Annotated in this window: 11 protein-coding genes; 7 read left to right on the top strand and 4 right to left on the bottom strand. The window is 69.1% G+C overall.

Going from position 1 to position 15198, the window contains the following annotated elements:
* The first annotated feature begins 156 nt into the window (after positions 1–156).
* Positions 157–1254, top strand: coding sequence for a hypothetical protein (locus tag JJ691_RS17615; protein ID WP_211769836.1), 1098 nt, complete (start codon positions 157–159; stop codon positions 1252–1254).
* 45 nt (positions 1255–1299) lie between these two features.
* On the opposite strand, the gene JJ691_RS17610 is transcribed toward JJ691_RS17615, so the two are convergent.
* Positions 1300–2526, bottom strand: a complete 1227-nt coding sequence (locus JJ691_RS17610; RefSeq protein WP_211769835.1) for an MFS transporter — start codon at positions 2524–2526, stop codon at positions 1300–1302.
* A 415-nt stretch (positions 2527–2941) separates the two neighbouring features.
* Here JJ691_RS17610 and JJ691_RS17605 point away from each other — a divergent pair, with 415 nt between their 5' ends.
* From JJ691_RS17605 to JJ691_RS17585, 5 genes are all read left to right on the top strand, one after another.
* A complete protein-coding gene (locus tag JJ691_RS17605; RefSeq protein ID WP_211769834.1) occupies positions 2942–4756 on the top strand; it encodes a M3 family metallopeptidase in 1815 nt (604 codons plus the stop codon).
* 140 nt (positions 4757–4896) lie between these two features.
* Positions 4897–6000, top strand: coding sequence for a HesA/MoeB/ThiF family protein (locus JJ691_RS17600; RefSeq protein WP_211769833.1), 1104 nt, complete (start codon positions 4897–4899; stop codon positions 5998–6000).
* Positions 6001–6019: 19 nt separating this feature from the next.
* The gene (locus tag JJ691_RS17595; RefSeq protein ID WP_211769832.1) at positions 6020–8089 is read left to right on the top strand and encodes a GH36-type glycosyl hydrolase domain-containing protein; all 2070 of its coding nucleotides are present in this window, start codon (positions 6020–6022) and stop codon (positions 8087–8089) included.
* A gap of 116 nt (positions 8090–8205) precedes the next feature.
* A complete protein-coding gene (locus JJ691_RS17590) occupies positions 8206–8568 on the top strand; it encodes a hypothetical protein (RefSeq protein ID WP_211769831.1) in 363 nt (120 codons plus the stop codon).
* Between the two features lie 102 nt (positions 8569–8670).
* Positions 8671–10035: an alpha/beta hydrolase gene (locus JJ691_RS17585; RefSeq protein WP_211769830.1), complete on the top strand. Its 1365-nt coding sequence runs from the start codon at positions 8671–8673 to the stop codon at positions 10033–10035.
* A gap of 428 nt (positions 10036–10463) precedes the next feature.
* Here JJ691_RS17585 and JJ691_RS17580 read toward each other — a convergent pair whose 3' ends face one another.
* From JJ691_RS17580 to JJ691_RS17570, 3 genes are all read right to left on the bottom strand, one after another.
* A complete protein-coding gene (locus tag JJ691_RS17580) occupies positions 10464–11609 on the bottom strand; it encodes a DUF222 domain-containing protein (RefSeq protein WP_211769829.1) in 1146 nt (381 codons plus the stop codon).
* Positions 11610–11954: 345 nt separating this feature from the next.
* Positions 11955–13721: a flavin-containing monooxygenase gene (locus tag JJ691_RS17575; protein ID WP_249228000.1), complete on the bottom strand. Its 1767-nt coding sequence runs from the start codon at positions 13719–13721 to the stop codon at positions 11955–11957.
* A gap of 20 nt (positions 13722–13741) precedes the next feature.
* Complete coding sequence (locus tag JJ691_RS17570; RefSeq protein WP_211769828.1) at positions 13742–14491, bottom strand: SDR family NAD(P)-dependent oxidoreductase; 750 nt, start codon at positions 14489–14491, stop codon at positions 13742–13744.
* Positions 14492–14565: 74 nt separating this feature from the next.
* Between JJ691_RS17570 and JJ691_RS17565 the strand changes: the two genes are divergently transcribed.
* A complete protein-coding gene (locus tag JJ691_RS17565; RefSeq protein ID WP_211769827.1) occupies positions 14566–15183 on the top strand; it encodes a TetR/AcrR family transcriptional regulator in 618 nt (205 codons plus the stop codon).
* Positions 15184–15198 lie beyond the last annotated feature (15 nt).

The raw sequence follows: 15198 nt of genomic DNA, 5'->3' as shown, positions 1-15198 counted from the left end.
CGGCCACCGGCCTGACAAAAAGCCCCGGCGGTGCGGGAACACCGGCCGGGGCAGCGGACACACCGAAGGGATCCCAGCGTGTCTGTCGACAATCCTACGGGCTCGCCGAGCAGCGCGAACGGTGCGGCACGCCCCGTACCGGATGATTTCACCAGCATGGAGCACACCGCGCCGATGGACATCGTCGACCTGCCGGTGTCCGAGAACGGGCGCCGCCGGTTACGGCCGTCGCCGCCGGTGGCCACAGCGGATGTGCCCATGATCGGTGGGCGTGAGGACGACCCCGTCGGCCGGCTGGCGGCCGAGATCCGCCAGGCCGAGCAGGAGCGGGAACTGCTGGCCAACCCGGCCTGGCTGGACGTGCTGTCCCCGGCCGAGCGCGAGGCCGAGCGGGCCGTGGCGGAGAAGATCCGGGCCGCCGAGCGGGCCGAGCGCACCGAGGCCGGCCTGGCCAAGGTGGCCCGGGACAAGCGGGGCCGCAAGCACGGCGACCGACTGTCGCTGATCACCGAGAAGCTCGACCAGTGGAAGGCCGAGGCGCTGGCCAAGCGGGACCGGCTGCTCGACCCGTCGACCAGGCTGGCCGAGCTGCACCGGGCCCACCGGGTCAGCACCATCGTGCTGCGGGTGCTCATGCTGGTGGGCATCGGCTGGACCAGCGTCGGCGTGCACGACGCGCTGATGGGCCCGGACAGCGCCGCCTGGCCGGCCACGCACTGGCTGGCCTACGGCGTCGAGCCGCTGTTCAGCGGCCTGCTGCTGCTGACCATGAACTGGCACGCCCAGGGCGCGCGCTGGGGCCGGCCCTTCCCGGGCGGCGGCCGGGCCCGCATCGGCGTCATCGCCTTCGAAGTCGGTCTCCTGCTGGCGGTCGTGCTGATCAACATCTCGCCGGTGGTGCCGGTGCTCGGCACGTGGCACAACACCGAGACGTTCTGGGCCCGCTTCCTGCCGCCGCTGCTGATCGCCGCCACCGTGGTGATGCAGGTGGTCATCGCCGGCTTCGTGGCCAAGCTGATGATCTCCGCGATGGTCGAGGGCAAGGCCACCACCCGGCTCAGCGCCGACGAGGTGTCGGTGGCCCGGCTGGTCCGCCAGATCCCCAAGGACCTGGAGGCCGGCGTGCTCGCTGCCTCGGCCGAGAGCGGCTACGGCCTGCCGTCGGCCAGCGCCGTGGCCAAGTGGTACGGCGTCGGCAAGCCGAGGGCCGGGGCCGCGGTCGACTTCCTGGAGATCATGCACGGTCGCGAGTAGGCCGCGAAGGCCCGGACCGCGACCGGTTCGGGCCCAGCGGCGGGGTCAGGGTGTGACGGCGGGCTGCTTGGCCACCAGGCTGGACCTGGTGCCGGCGAGGCCGACGGCCAGCCGCAGCCCGGCGCCGATCAGGATGATCAGGTACATGTCGTGCCACGCGTCCTCCAGCGCGCCGGCGAGCAGCGCCGACAGCGGAATGGTGGAGAACGCGAGCATCCTGGTCGCGGCCACGACCCGGCCGAGTAGCTCCTTCGGCACGATCCGCTGCCGCAGCGTGAACCACGAGACCACGTTCGTGGACCCCAGCGCGAACACCAGGCCCGACACCACCGACACGCCCACGGGGTCCCGCAGCACCGCCAGCAGCGCGGTGAGCAGCCCGGCCATGACCGTCGACAGCGCGATGGTCCGGCCGTTGCCGAGCACGCGGATCACCCGTGGCGCGAGCAGGGAGCCCAGCAGGGCCCCGACGCCCTGCGCCGCGTAGACGACGCCGACCACCGTCGAGGACAGCTTGAGATAGGTGGTCAGGTAGTAGACCAGGTTGGCCTGCACCAGCCAGATCCCGAAGTTGGAGCCGGTGAACAGCAGGCTGCCGGCCAGCAGGGTGCGGTTGCCCCTGGTGACGTAGCGCAGCCCGGCCCGCAGATCGCCGAGGAAGTTCGGCCGGGCCGGCCGCTCGGGCCGGAACACCTCGACCCGGATCAGGAAGATCAGCAGCGCGCTCAGCCCGAACGAGACCGCGTCCAGGTAGATCGCCGGCTGGTAGCCGACGGCGGCGACAAGGCCACCGGCCAGCACCGGGCCGACCAGACTGAGGATGTTGTCCGCGGACTGCAGCCGCGCGTTGGCGGTGTCCAGGTGCTCGCCCGACACGACGTCGGGCAGCAGCCCCTGGAACGCGGGGTGGTAGACCGGCTCGGCGCAGGCCAGCAGGAAGGCCACCACGTAGATCGCGGGCAGCGCCGACGGGCCGGCCGAGACCAGCACCGCGAGCACCGCCGCGATCACCCCGGCCGACAGGTCGCCGGCCACCAGCAGCCGCTTGCGGTTGAACCAGTCCGCGAACACCCCGCCGGGCAGCGACAGCAGCAGGAACGGGCCGTACTCCAGCGCGTACACGGCGGCGGTCTGCAACGCGGAACCGGTCAGGTGCAACACCAGCAGCGGCAGGGTGATGCGGTAGACCCAGGTGCCGGCGTTGGAGATCACGTACGCCGACAACAGCATCTGGTAGTGGCGGCCCAACCCGCGCTGAGGCGGCTGCGTCATCGATGGCTCCCCAGTGATCGTCTCTCGACGGCACCCGAAGCTAGCGCACCAACACTTCGGCGCTACCCGAACCGTCCGTATGGTCGCGGGGGTGCTACGACCACCCGTACGCCAATGGTGTCGTTCCTACCAGCTCGGACTCGGTGGATCGCGTGACCATTTCGGTGTGCGTGTGGCGTAATACCCTGACGCCCGGGGGAGTGGCACAGGCGTCCCCTTGTTTCCGTCGCAAGTTCTGGTTAATCTCGCATATGCGGGTCTGGGGTGATGTGAGCCCGAATGGGGAGGGTGAGCGGCCCGTATTCCGTCGAACTCTGCGACGGTGATATTCGAGGGTGTGAGTCGGCTTCCTCTGGTCTTGTGTGGCGTCCGATCACCATGAGGGGAGGGATTGGCGATCGCTACGGCGGAATCTGTGCCCGTGCGCTCCGAGCTGCTGCCCCGATGGCGGTTCGAGCATGTTTTCCCGGCGGCCGACGTGGTCCTCGGCCTCCCCGACGTGGTCGCCGCCAAGGTTCAGGACTTCGTCACACGCTATCGAGGACGGATCGCGGAGCTCGCTGGTGGCTCTTTTGCCCAGGCCTGTCGCGATTGCGAGGATCTGCTGGGAGATGCCCTGCTCTTCGCGACGTACGCGGAGGCCGTCGACGCATTCGATGACGCCGGCGCGGCGGAACTGCTGGACCAATGCGACGACCTGTTCGCCCTGCTCGCCGAGGAGGCGTCCTTTTTCGAACAGGAGATCGCGGCCTTCGGTGACGCCCATGTCGCCCGGCTGCTGTCGGATTCCGAAGTGGCGGCCTATGCGAATTACGTTCGCAAGGTCCGGGCCGGGGTCGCCGCCGAACCGGCGCCCGACCTGCTGCCCCGGCTCGAACAGGCCGGCAGCGCCGCGTGGACCAGGCTGGCCCGGCAGCTGCTCGGCCGCATCAGCATTACTGACGGCGAGGACACACTCAGCCTCGGCGAGGCGTTGAGCTCGCTCTACCAGCCCGACCGGACCGTGCGCCGGCGGCGCTGCGTAGCCGTCTCGGACGCGCTGACCGCTGAGGTGGACCTGCGGGCGACCGCGCTGATGGCGCTGGCCCGGGCGCAGGCGCTGGAGAGCCAGCTGCGCAAGACGCCGGACTGGTTGCACGACCAGCGGGTGGACAACCAGTTCTCGGCCGCCGAACTCGACGCCCTGCTGGCCGCTGTGCGCGCTCGCGGCGAGATCGTGCACCGCTACTACCGTGGCAAGGCAAGGCTGTTCGGACGAACCCTCGACGAGACCGACCGCTACGCGCCGGTCGGCCCCGGGCTGATCAGTCTGGAGTGGACGGACGCGGTGTCCGTGGTGCTGTCCGCGTTCACGGCCCTTGGCCCCGAATTCGTGGACACCGCCCGGCAACTGCTGGCCGACGGCGCGGTCGACGCGGCGCCCCGGCCGGGCAAGCCGCGCAGCGCCAAGACGTTCAGCGCGCCCGGCGGCTACGCCCTGGTGCTGATGAACTTCACCGGCACGCTGCGGGACGCGCTCACCCTGGGCCATGAGCTGGCGCATGGCGTGCACACGCGTCTGTCCGCCCAGCACGGCGCGCTGAACGCCACTTCGCAGCCGATCGTGGCCGAATCCGTCGGCCTGTTCGCGGAAACCCTGGTGGCCCAGGCCTTGCTCGGCCAGCTCACCGACGCGGACGAGCGGCTGGCGGTGGCGGCCCGGCTGGTCGAGGACCGCCTGACCGCGGTCTTCCGGCAGGCCACGTTGCACGAGTTCGAGCACCAGGTGCACACCGCGGCGTGGCAGGGGCGGTCCCTGGACGCCGCCGACCTGTCCGGCATGTGGTTGGCCGGCCAGGAAAAACTCTACGGCGACGCGGTCACGCTCACGCCCGGCTACGCCCACTGGTGGAGCTACCTGGACAGCTTCTTCCTGGCGCCCGGCGAGCTGCCGGCCTACGTCTTCGGTCAGCTGGCCGCGCAGGCCCTGCGCGCGTCGCACCGGGCCGACCCCGACGGATTCGCCCGGCGCTACCAGGACATGCTGCGCGCCGGGGCGAGCCGGCCGCCGGCCGACCTGTTCGCGTCCCTGGGACTGCGGCTGGACACCGAGCAGAGCTGGCACCGTGGCCTGGACGAGCTCTCCGTCGAGGTCGACGAGTTCGCCGACCTCGCGACGACTTCCCCTATGGCCCGCCCGGATCCCCCACGGGCCGACCCCCCATCGCAGGAAGGAGGTGACCCGCCATGACCGTTGCCCTGCGCGTGCGCAAGACCAGCATCGCCGGTCAGTCCAACGAGGGCTGAGCAGGACCGAGACGGGTTCCTGGTGGACGACTCTACCGTCCACCAGGAACCACCTGGCCGATCGTATACCGGAGAGATCCCGCCATGGCTGCAGACGTTCTCCCCCAGCTCAAGCACACTTCGCCCATCTTCGTGCTGGACGACACCATCTACGTCGGCGGCTACGGCGAGGCGACGGAGATCCCGGACCCGGAGGGGTCCATCCGGCTGCTGTTCGACCTGCTCGACGGCACCCGCACCGTGGCCGAGCTGCACGCGGGGGTCGCGGCCCGGTACCCGCGGGTGACCCTGGACGAGGTGCGGACCGCCATCGACCAGTTCGACAAGGCGGGCTTCCTGCAGAACGGGGCGGTCACCGCCGAGGGCCTGTTCGACGAGTACGAGATCGGGCGCTGGGAGCGCAACTTCAACTTCTTCGGCTCCTACGTGAGCCTGGACGAGAACAAGTACGAGTACCAGCGCAAACTCCGGGACGCCCGGATCGTGCTGCTGGGCCTGGGCGGCCTGGGCTCGCACATCCTGCTCGACCTCGCCGCCATGGGCGCGGGGCACGTGCGGGTCAGCGAGTTCGACCGGGTCGAGCTGTCCAACCTCAACCGGCAGATCCTGTACCGGGACGGCGACATCGGCCAGGCCAAGATCGACCTGGCCACGGCGCGGGTCCAGGAGTTCAACCCGCGCATCGAGATCGAGAAGCGGCCCGGCCGGATCGAGTCCACCGAGGACGTGGAGCGCATCGTGGACGGCGCCGACGTGGTGATCGCCGTCGCCGACCGGCCCAAGATGGAGCTCGCGCAGTGGATCAACGCCGGCTGCGTGCGGGCCGGGGTGCCGCTGGTCACCGGCGGTCTGGAGACCCAGCGCGCCGTCTACTACACCGTGATCCCCGGTCAGAGCGGCTGCGTGGAGTGCTGGCGGACGCAGGTCTACCAGGTGGATCCGGTGTCCGCCGGCCTGCTGACCGAGAAGCGCCGGCGCAACATCGGCGGTGACAACGCCGCGTTCTGTCCGCTCGTCACCATGACCACCGGCCTGCTCATCGGCGAGGTGACCCGCCTGATCACGGGCATCGCGCCGCCGGCCGCGCTGGGCCGGATGATGGAGCTGCCGTTCGCGGACTTCCAACTGCGCGAGTGCGAACGGTGGGATCGGGTGACGGACTGCACGGTCTGTGGGCACCTGGGATAGCCGTGGTACACCGGTTGGCATGAGCGCGTTCGGGGAGTGGACGACAGCCGAAGGCCTGCCGGCGTTCGACTACCGGGCCGGGCGCGTGGTGTGGGACCGGATCCTCGATCCGCCGTGCGATCGGCACTGGGTGCACGTCGGCAACCGGCGGATCACGCTGGTGGCCGACAGCGACGGGCTCAGCGGCGTGTGGGACGAACACACGGGCTGCCGGTGGCTGGCCGAGCACACAGGCGTGAGCCGGCTGGGGGAGTTGTCGACCGCAAGCGCGGCGGACAGGCTGTTCGGGCCGACGTTTTCCCGGGTGGCGGTGGTCAGCGACGGCGTGCGGCTGGAGCGCACGGTGCTGTGCCCGGAAGGAGAAGCGCCGTGGCTCCTGATCCGGGTCGACGTGTTCAGCGAGAAGGCGTTGCGCGGCAAGCTGATCGAGCAGTGGTCGGTTCAGCCACGCGTGGTCAGCCTGGAGTTCGGTCCCGCCGTGGAACCCGCGGTTGATGATGGGCCGGCGGTGCTGTTGGAGCAGGTTGGCGGCTCGCGGGTGGTGACGGAGTCCGGGCCGCTGTCCGTGACGGTGGAGCTCGACCTGCCGCCGGGCGGTCGTAGCACGGTCTGGTTCCGGTTCGGCGTGGACGACGGTTCGGCGCTGGTCGACGCGGCGGGTCTGTACGACAGAAGTCTGGCTCTGTTACGGGAAAGGCTGCCGGCGGCGACGGCGGAGCGGGCCCCGGAGGCGGCCCGGGAGATCCCGTGGCACGCGGCCCTGCTCACCGGGGGCGCGTGCGTGGACGGCGTGCTCGGCGGGCACACCCTCGACCAGGGATCGGCCTACTCGTTCCGGCACGGCTTCAACGGCGCGGCCCGGGATCCGTTGCAGCACGCGCTGCCGCTGGTCTACCTCGAACCGGATCTCGCGCTTTCCGTGCTGCGCAACACTTGTTCCTGGGGCAGCCCGGACGGTGACCTGCCGTATGCGCTGGACGGCCGCAAACAGCCGTGGACACAGGCATTTCGACCGTCCGACCAGAACTTGTGGGCGCTGTGGCTGGCTGCCGAGTACGCGGCGGCCACCGGCGATCTCGCGGCTTTCGCGCAGCCGGTGCCGTACCACCCCTGCCACGGGGCCGAGCCGGTGCCGCTGGCCGAGAACCTCCGGCGGCGGTTCCGGTTCTTCGTCGACGAGGTCGGCCTGGGGGAGCACGGGCACGTGCGGATCCTCAACGCCGACTGGAACGACCTGGCCATCAGTGAGTCCGGAGTGGACAGAGAACTGATGGTCGAGCGCGGCGAGTCGGTGCTCAACTCGGCGATGGCCGCTTGGGTGCTGCCCGTGTACGCCGGCCTGGCCTCGCGGCTCGGCGACCCGGTCACCGCCGCGGCGGCGCTTTCGTACGCCGAGGACCTTCGCCTGCGGGTGGCCGAGGAGTGGAACGGCCGATGGTTCCGGCGGGCCTACGGACCCGACGCCGTGGTCGGCGAGGACGCCCTGTGGCTGGAAGTGCAGCCGTGGGCGATGCTCTGCGGCGCCGCCGATCCGGCGCGGGCGCGGGCCCTGCTGGCCACCATCGACGAGACCTGCCGGGCCGGCTCGCCCCTCGGCGCCCGGATCCGCCGTCCCGGCCCGATCTGGCTGTCCATCAACATGACCCTGATCTGGGCCGCCGCCCGCTATGGCCCGGACCTGGCGTGGGACGAGTGGCGGCGAATGAGCCTGCACGCCCATGCCACCGCCTATCCCGGCATCTGGTCCGGCGTGCTGTCCGGGCCGGACTCCTATCTGGAACCGGAGAGTGCCCGTCCGGGCGAGACGTGGGTGCTGCCCGACCTCGGCGCGGCCATGCAGGCCTATCCCGTCGCCAACCTGCACAGCCACGCCCAGCCACTGCTCGGCTACCTCCGGTTGCTCGGTGTCGAACCGACCGCCGACGGCCGACTGCGCTGCGGCGGCGGTGGTTCGTTCACGAGCCGCACGCTGACCGTGCACCCGGATGGTTCCGGTCGCCTGACCGGTCTTGGGGAGGTTGAGGTGCTGCACGGCGGTGGCCGCACCGGTTGGGCCACCGAGGTCGCCTGGCCTGGGACTTCCGGGTAGCCGGACAGGAGTGGCCGGGCGGGATTGGTGACACTTCGGGCAGAGCTGCTGGGTCGACGGCGGAACGGCTGGCACCATGGGACGCCACCGCGGTCGACACGAGGGCGAGGCACGACGTGATCAACTGGGATCGGTGCGGGGAGAAAGTCATCTGCGTTTTGGCCCCGTGGCAGATTCGGTGGATACGCGAGGCCATCGTCGACTACCGCGACCGGATCAGCCTGGGCGGCGACGGCCGGGACATCCGGGCCGTGGCCGGTTCGCTGCTGGCCGACATGCCGGTCCGGGACAACGTGATGGTCTTCCGCAACGAGGAGCACCGCATCGCGTGGGCGTGGCTGCTGGACGCGCTGCGGACCTCGGCCGACGACCACAACACCGAGGCCGAGGACTGGTCCTGGCTGTTCGAGCTGGTCGACTTCCTGCTCACCGCGGGCGACCGGCCGTTGGCCGGACTGCCGGACGACCCGTTGATCTGAACGAACCGCCTGTCCGCGAGGGAAAGCGGTTGCCCTTTCGACCCTTGCGTCCCGTAGGCGGTGATTCTACGGTCGGGCGATCTTCGAGCTGGGGAGGCGCCGATGCGGGCGTTGGCGGCGGTTCTGTCGATCATCTTCCTGCTGACCGGGTCGGCGGTCGCGGCGGCGCAGCCGGCCTGGACGTCGATCACCTGGGGTCCATGTCCGGACAATCCCCCGGACAGCGATTGCGGCACGCTGGCGGTGCCGTTGGACTGGAACAAGCCGTGGGGGCCGACGACAACGCTGGCGGTGGCCCGGCACAAGGCGACGGATCCGGCGCACCGCAAAGGCGTGCTGATGGTCAACCCCGGCGGCCCGGGCTCGTCCAACGCCGAGTTCGCGCTGTTCACGGGATACTTCAGCCCGCAGGTCGAGGCCGACTTCGACATCGTGGGCGTCGACGAGCGGGGCACCCAGGGCAGCAGCATCATCCGCTGCGACTTCCCGACCCCGGAGCCCAGCGACGATCCGACCACCCCGGCCGAGTTCGAGGCGCTGCGGGCGTACAACCAGCAGGTCATCTCCCAGTGCCGCAAGGACAACAGCCCGATCTTCGACTACGCCAACACGGCGATCGGCGCTCGGGACATGGACGCGGTGCGGCGGGCGCTGGGGGAGCAGAAGATCAGCTACAACGGCATCTCCTACGGCACACTGCTCGGCCAGCAGTACGCCGAGATGTACGGCGACCACGTCCGCGCCATGGTGCTGGACAGCAACATGGACCACAGCGTCAGCCTTGAGAAGTTCATCACCGACCGCGCCGACACCGCCGAGGACGTGTTCACGCAGTTCGTGAAGTGGTGCGACACCAACGAAACCTGCGTGCTGCACGGTCAGGACGTCGTGGCCGTCTGGCAGCAGGCCCTCCAGGCCGCCGGCCAGTTGGACTTCCGCGGGATCGTGTTCAACACCCTGTACGGGCCGAACTTCGCCGCCGTCGCCCAGATGATCGCCGACCAGGCGGCCGGCGGGCATCGGGTCACCCCGCAGTTCGAGTACAACTACCCGTCGATCCGGCTCGCCACCGTGTGCCAGGATTTCTCGTTGCGTATCAAGGACTTCGCCCAGTACTCGCGGCTACGGGCGGAGGAGCTCCGGCACGCGCCGATCATGCAGGGCAGCCCGATCGGCCACGACGAAGCCACCGCCTGCATCGGCATTCCCGGCCCGCCGGCCAACCCGCCGCATCGCCTCGACCTGTCGCACGCGCCCACCATCCTGCTGATGAACTCCCGGCACGATCCGGCGACGTCCTATGCGTGGGCGCTCGACATTCACCGGCAGGCGCCGGGGAACACGGTGCTGTTGACCTATGAGGGCACGGGGCACGATGTGTATACCCGCAGCAGTTGTACGCGGGCGGTGGAGGATGCCTATTTGTTGACGTTGAAGGCGGAGACGGGGAGTTGTCCTGAGGTGTAGGGGTTGCGGGTGGGTTTTGGGTGTGTGTGGGATGTGTGGAGTGGGCGGGGGTGGGGTGTTTTTTTGGGGTGGCTCCGGGTGGATTTTGCGTGGAGCCTCTGGGCGATGGCAGTCGAGGCAAAGAAGCGGGCAGGCTGCGCCTGCCTCGATCGTCGGCAGCTTATGCCATCGCCCCCCTCCACGCAAAATCCACCCTCCGAGGTAAGGGGTGGGGGTTGCTGGGGCGGTCGCGCTTTTCGGCGCTGGCGCTTTGGCTAGATTTGGATCCCCTTCACCTTTTCCTGGCCCCTGCTGCATTCATCTCCCGCTCTTCGCTTGGGCGGCCTTCTCGCCACCCTCTTCCTGGCTTTCTGGTCCCGCCCTTCGCCGGCCAGTTCTTCCTCCTTGTCGGGTGCTGTTTCGCTGTGGAGTTGTCAAGGAACGGGTGGTCAGTATTGATGGGGCCGGGTGGTGTAGTGGCGGCCTTGTGGAGTGACCCAGTGCAGGGTTCCGCCTTTGTCCAGAGTTGCCGTGTAGTTGCCATGCTTCAGGTGGTGGTGATGGGTGCAGTAGCCCTTGAGTTGGTTGGCGGAGGTTTTGCCCTGGGGCCAGGGGGTGGTGTGGTCGATCTCCTGAATGGGTGTGGTGCAGCCGGGGGCGGAGCAGACTCCGCCGGCGCTGAGCTCGGAGAATTCTTTGATTCTGGCGGTGGGGCGGTACTTCTCCCTGCTCAAGGCGTCGGCGCGGTCGTACTCGTCGAGGAGGAATCCGCGCCAGGGGCCGTGCATGGCCAGTTCGCGGGCGGAGTCGGCGGCGATCGGGCCGTACCCGTCGAGCAGACCGGGGTCTTCGGTCAACCCCATCAGGGTCTCCAGTGAGATGGTGACGTGGACTTTGACCTTGCGGTCCACCCCGTAGCCGAGGAAGCGGTCCAGGAAGGCGTCGGCTCGTTTCTGGTCGGTGGTGCGGTCGTCTTTGACCAGGGCCCGGGCATCCTGAGTCAGGAGGTCGTAGGCCTGGCGGGCGTCGATGGCTGGCAGGATGATGCTGAGCTGGGCCATGCCGTCGGGTAGCGGGGTGAACTCGACTCGCCGGTCCTCGCGGGCCTTCAGCCGGCGCTGGTCATAGCCGAGAGGGTCAGCCTCCGCCACGGCCTTGGTGGCCCGGCGGGCCAGTTGAGTGCGGGTCAGGCCGGGGGCCACGTCCGCCAGGGCCTCATCCACCTGAGCCACCAGTTCAGGGTCGGTCAGGTGCACCACCCGGTCATCCACCGTCTTGAGCCGACGGGCATCGATCTCCCCACGTCTCAACAGTTCCGCACATCGGGGTAGCCGGTCCAGGACGTCGCTGTATTCCTTCTGACGAACCACCGACTGCTCCGGCTCGTGAGTCGCCATGGCGATCTCGGCGGTGTCCTCGATTCCCCGAATCAGGCTGAGCTCGACGTAGTGGAGAGCCGCCATGGCCTTACGAGCCACGATAAGCAGAGTGAGCTTCTGATCATCGGTAAGGCCCTCGACATCCACACCCAGGAGCAGGTCCACCATGACCCCTGCGGGTTCCATGGACTCCAGCTCTCGGGTGATTTCCTTCATGCCTCCAGAATACTCGCACACATGATCGAACTCGAATCACTAACGGGTGAACTCAAGTCTGCAAAGAAAACCTTTTCCCGACCATCCCACCCCAAGAACCCCCGCCCCTTACCTCGGAGGGTGGATTTTGCGTGGAGGGGGCGATGGCATAAGCTCGTCCGCGATTCGAGGCAGGCACAGCCTGCCCTCGTTTTGCCTCGACTGCCATCGTCCAGAGGCTCCACGCAAAATCCACCCGGAGAAACCAAGGGAACTCGCTAAGACAATAAACGCCCCCGACCCTCGTCAAACTATTCCCCTGTCAAGCCATGCCCCTGCCCCGTGTCACCCCAAACGCTCCGCCCCCTACCCCGCCATAACCTCCTCCATCCCCCCGCTCTCCCGCCATTCCCTCAACAGCGCATGAAACGCAACCGCTCCCTTTCCGTACCCCTGTCGCATCCGTGGCATACCCTCGTTGTTGTAGTACCCCGGCGTGCACTCGGCGTGAAACTTGTACAGCGTCTCAGCGTTCTCGCCCAACGCTTCCTGCCACGCCTCCACCGCCGCGCTACTCGGCTCCACCCGCCGAGCCCCCCGCTTCTCCGCCTCCCGAACAACCTCAGCGATGTGCCCCGCCTGCTCGTCGAGGATGTGCACGAAGTTCACCGCCGCAGCGTTCTGCAACCCACCCATGAGGAACAGGTTGGGGAAGCCGTCGCTGTAGAACCCATGCAGGGTGCGGAGTCCACGGCCCCAGTGTTCACGAAGCGTGGTGCCGCCGCGTCCGTGCACGGGCAGTTGGCCGGTGAGGACGTCGGACATGCCGACGCTGAAGCCGGTGGCGAAGATGATGCAGTCGACTTCGTATTCGCGGTCGCCGACGACGAGGGATCGCGGGGTGATGCGGTCGACGCCGCCGTGGTCGGCGGTGTCGACGAGGGTGACGTTGGGGCGGTTGAAGGTCTGGAGGTATTCGTCGCTGAACGTGGGCCGCTTGCACATGTAGCGGTACCACGGTTCGAGCAGGGCGGCGGTGGCCGGATCCTGGACGATGTCCGTGACGCGGCCCCGGATCTGGTTCATCTTCTGGAAGTCGGCGATTTCGTCGGCCAGTTCCCGCTCGGCAGCGGTGAGCGTGTCGCGAACTTCGACGGGCGTGAGGTTGTGCAGCATGTGGGCGCTGGAGGTCCAGCCGTCGGACACCAGGTCTTCGGACTCGGCCTGCCCGCCGGCGACGATGTTGAGGAAGTTCTCCATCCGCCGCCGTTGCCACCCGGGTGTCAAGGACGCCGCCCACTCCGGGTCGGTACGACGGTTGCCGCGAACGTCCACAGTGGACGGGGTGCGCTGGAAGACGTACAGCTCCCGGGCGTCGCGCCCCAGATGCGGCACGGCCTGGATCGCCGTCGCGCCGGTGCCGATGAGAGCGATTCGCTTGTCGGCCAGCTTGTGCAGGCCGCCGTCGGCGTCGCCGCCGGTGTAGTCGTAGTCCCAGCGGCTGGTGTGGAAGGTGTGGCCGGCGAACGTCTCGATGCCGGGAATGCCCGGCAGCTTGGGCCGGTCCAGGGTCCCGTTGGACACCACGACGTACCGCGCCCGCATCCGGTCGCCCCGGTCGGTGGAGACGAGCCAGGCGTCCTCGTCCCAGCGCAGTTCGGTGACACCGGTCTGGAAGCAGGCGTCCCGGTACAGGTCGAAGTGCCGCCCGATGGCCCGGGCGTGCTGGCGGATCTCCTCGCCGGGCGCGTACTTCCACGTCGGCACATAGCCGAGTTCTTCCAGCAGCGGCAGGTAGACGTACGACTCGATGTCGCAGTGGATGCCGGGGTAGCGGTTCCAGTACCAGGTGCCGCCGAAGTCCCCAGCCTTGTCGATCACCCGGATGCGCTCGACGCCGACCTGCCGCAGCCGGGCGGCGGCCAGCAGCCCACCGAAGCCGCCGCCGACGACCACGGCGTCCACCTTGTCGTGCAACGGTTCCCGGGTGAAGTCCGGGTCGGCGTGCGGGTCGGCGCCGTAGTCGCCGGCCGGCTGGTACTGGGCCGAGCCCTCGGGGCGGATGCGTCGATCCCGCTCGGTCCGGTACTTGGCGCGCAGCGCCGCCGGATCGAACCCCAGTTCAATGGACAATGTCCTGCCCTTCGTGAGAGTTAGACGGCGGCCCAGCCGTTGTCTACGGGGAGCACGGCGCCGTTGATGTTGGACGCCGCGTCGGAGGCGAGGAAGACGATGGCCGCAGCCTGCTCGTCGGCGTCGGCGATGCGGCCGACGTTCTGCTGCAGGTACCGGCCGACGACCTGAGGGCCGTGCCCCTCGGGGTCGGCGTTGACGACGATGCCGGTGCGGGTGCCGCCGGGCGCGATGGCGTTGGCCCGGATGCCGGCGTCGCGGTACATGACCGCCACCGACCGGGTCAGCCCGACCAGGCCGTGCTTGGCCGTGGTGTACGCGGTGCCGGCGGCGCTGCCGCGCAGCCCGGCCTCGGAGATGGTGTAGACGATCGATCCCTTGCCCTTGGCCAGCATGACCGGCAGCGCCGCCCGGGTGAGCAGGAACGGGGCGGTCAGGTCGACGGCCAGGATCCGGTGCCATTCGGCGTCGGTGACGTCCGCGGCGGCGGCCATCGAGTCGGCGATGCCGGCGTTGTTCACCAGCACGTCCAGGCCGCCGAAGGTCTCGACCGCGGTGGCGACCACCTGGTCGATCACGGCCTGGTCGGTCAGGTCGCCGACCACCTCCACCGCCTTGCCGCCGGCCGCGGTGATCTCCTCGACCACGGTCTTGGCCGCGTCGCCGTTGAGATCGGCGATCACGACCTTCGCGCCGGCGGCGGCGAACTGGAGTGCCGCCGCCCTTCCGATTCCCGAACCCCCGCCGGTGACCACAACGCTCTGTGTCATAGGTGCACCGTACAACTTGTTGGCACGGAGCGCCATATAGTCAGTCGACGACAAAAAGTAGTAGGGTGCTTGACATGCCCGAGAAGACAGCGGCGCGGATGGGACGTCCGCCGCTCACCGAGCGGCGCAAGGCCGAGACGCGCCTGGAGGTGGCTCGCGTCGCCGTGGACCTGTTCCTGGCCAAGGGGGTCGCCGACACCACCGCTGAGGAGATCGCCGAGGCGGCCGGCATCTCCGCCCGCACCCTGTGGCGCTACTTCCCGACCAAGGAAAGCTTCGTCACACCGATGCTGACCGGCGGCATCGAGCACACCGCCGAGCGGCTGCGGTCCTGGCGCCGCGACCAGGACGCGGCCGACCTGGTGGACCTGCTTTGCCCGCCGAACCAGCACGCCACCGACGATCTCAAGACGGTGCGGAGCCTGATTCGCCTGACCCGCACCGAACCGGGCCTGCGCGCGGTCTGGCTGGAGGCGCACCGCGACGCCGAGCCGGCCTTCGCCCGGGCCCTCGCCGACCGTGCCGGACTGGCCGAGCCCGACCTGGCCGTCACCGTTCAGGCAGCGATGATCAACGTCGCGTTGCGGGTGGCCGTCGAGCACTTCGCGTTCCACGCCGAGGTGAAGTCCTCCGTCTATCAGGCGGCGATGCGAGAGGCTTTGCTGACCGCGGTCCGTGGCTTCCCGGGCTGACCGGCGCAGAGCCCT

Source organism: Kutzneria sp. CA-103260 (assembly GCF_018263855.1).
GTDB lineage: Bacteria > Actinomycetota > Actinomycetes > Mycobacteriales > Pseudonocardiaceae > Kutzneria.
Note: the sequence above shows the minus strand (reverse complement) of the source record. Positions and strands in the feature narration are given on the sequence as shown.

What these genes read in the sequence shown, in the direction of transcription:
- JJ691_RS17615 (WP_211769836.1), top strand. Translation starts at nt 157, where the DNA reads ATGGAGCACACCGCGCCGATGGACATCGTCGACCTGCCGGTGTCCGAG.
- JJ691_RS17595 (WP_211769832.1), top strand. Translation starts at nt 6,020, where the DNA reads ATGAGCGCGTTCGGGGAGTGGACGACAGCCGAAGGCCTGCCGGCGTTC.
- JJ691_RS17565 (WP_211769827.1), top strand. Translation starts at nt 14,566, where the DNA reads ATGCCCGAGAAGACAGCGGCGCGGATGGGACGTCCGCCGCTCACCGAG.
- JJ691_RS17600 (WP_211769833.1), top strand. Translation starts at nt 4,897, where the DNA reads ATGGCTGCAGACGTTCTCCCCCAGCTCAAGCACACTTCGCCCATCTTC.
- JJ691_RS17570 (WP_211769828.1), bottom strand. Translation starts at nt 14,491, where the DNA reads ATGACACAGAGCGTTGTGGTCACCGGCGGGGGTTCGGGAATCGGAAGG.
- JJ691_RS17610 (WP_211769835.1), bottom strand. Translation starts at nt 2,526, where the DNA reads ATGACGCAGCCGCCTCAGCGCGGGTTGGGCCGCCACTACCAGATGCTG.
- JJ691_RS17580 (WP_211769829.1), bottom strand. Translation starts at nt 11,609, where the DNA reads ATGAAGGAAATCACCCGAGAGCTGGAGTCCATGGAACCCGCAGGGGTC.
- JJ691_RS17585 (WP_211769830.1), top strand. Translation starts at nt 8,671, where the DNA reads ATGCGGGCGTTGGCGGCGGTTCTGTCGATCATCTTCCTGCTGACCGGG.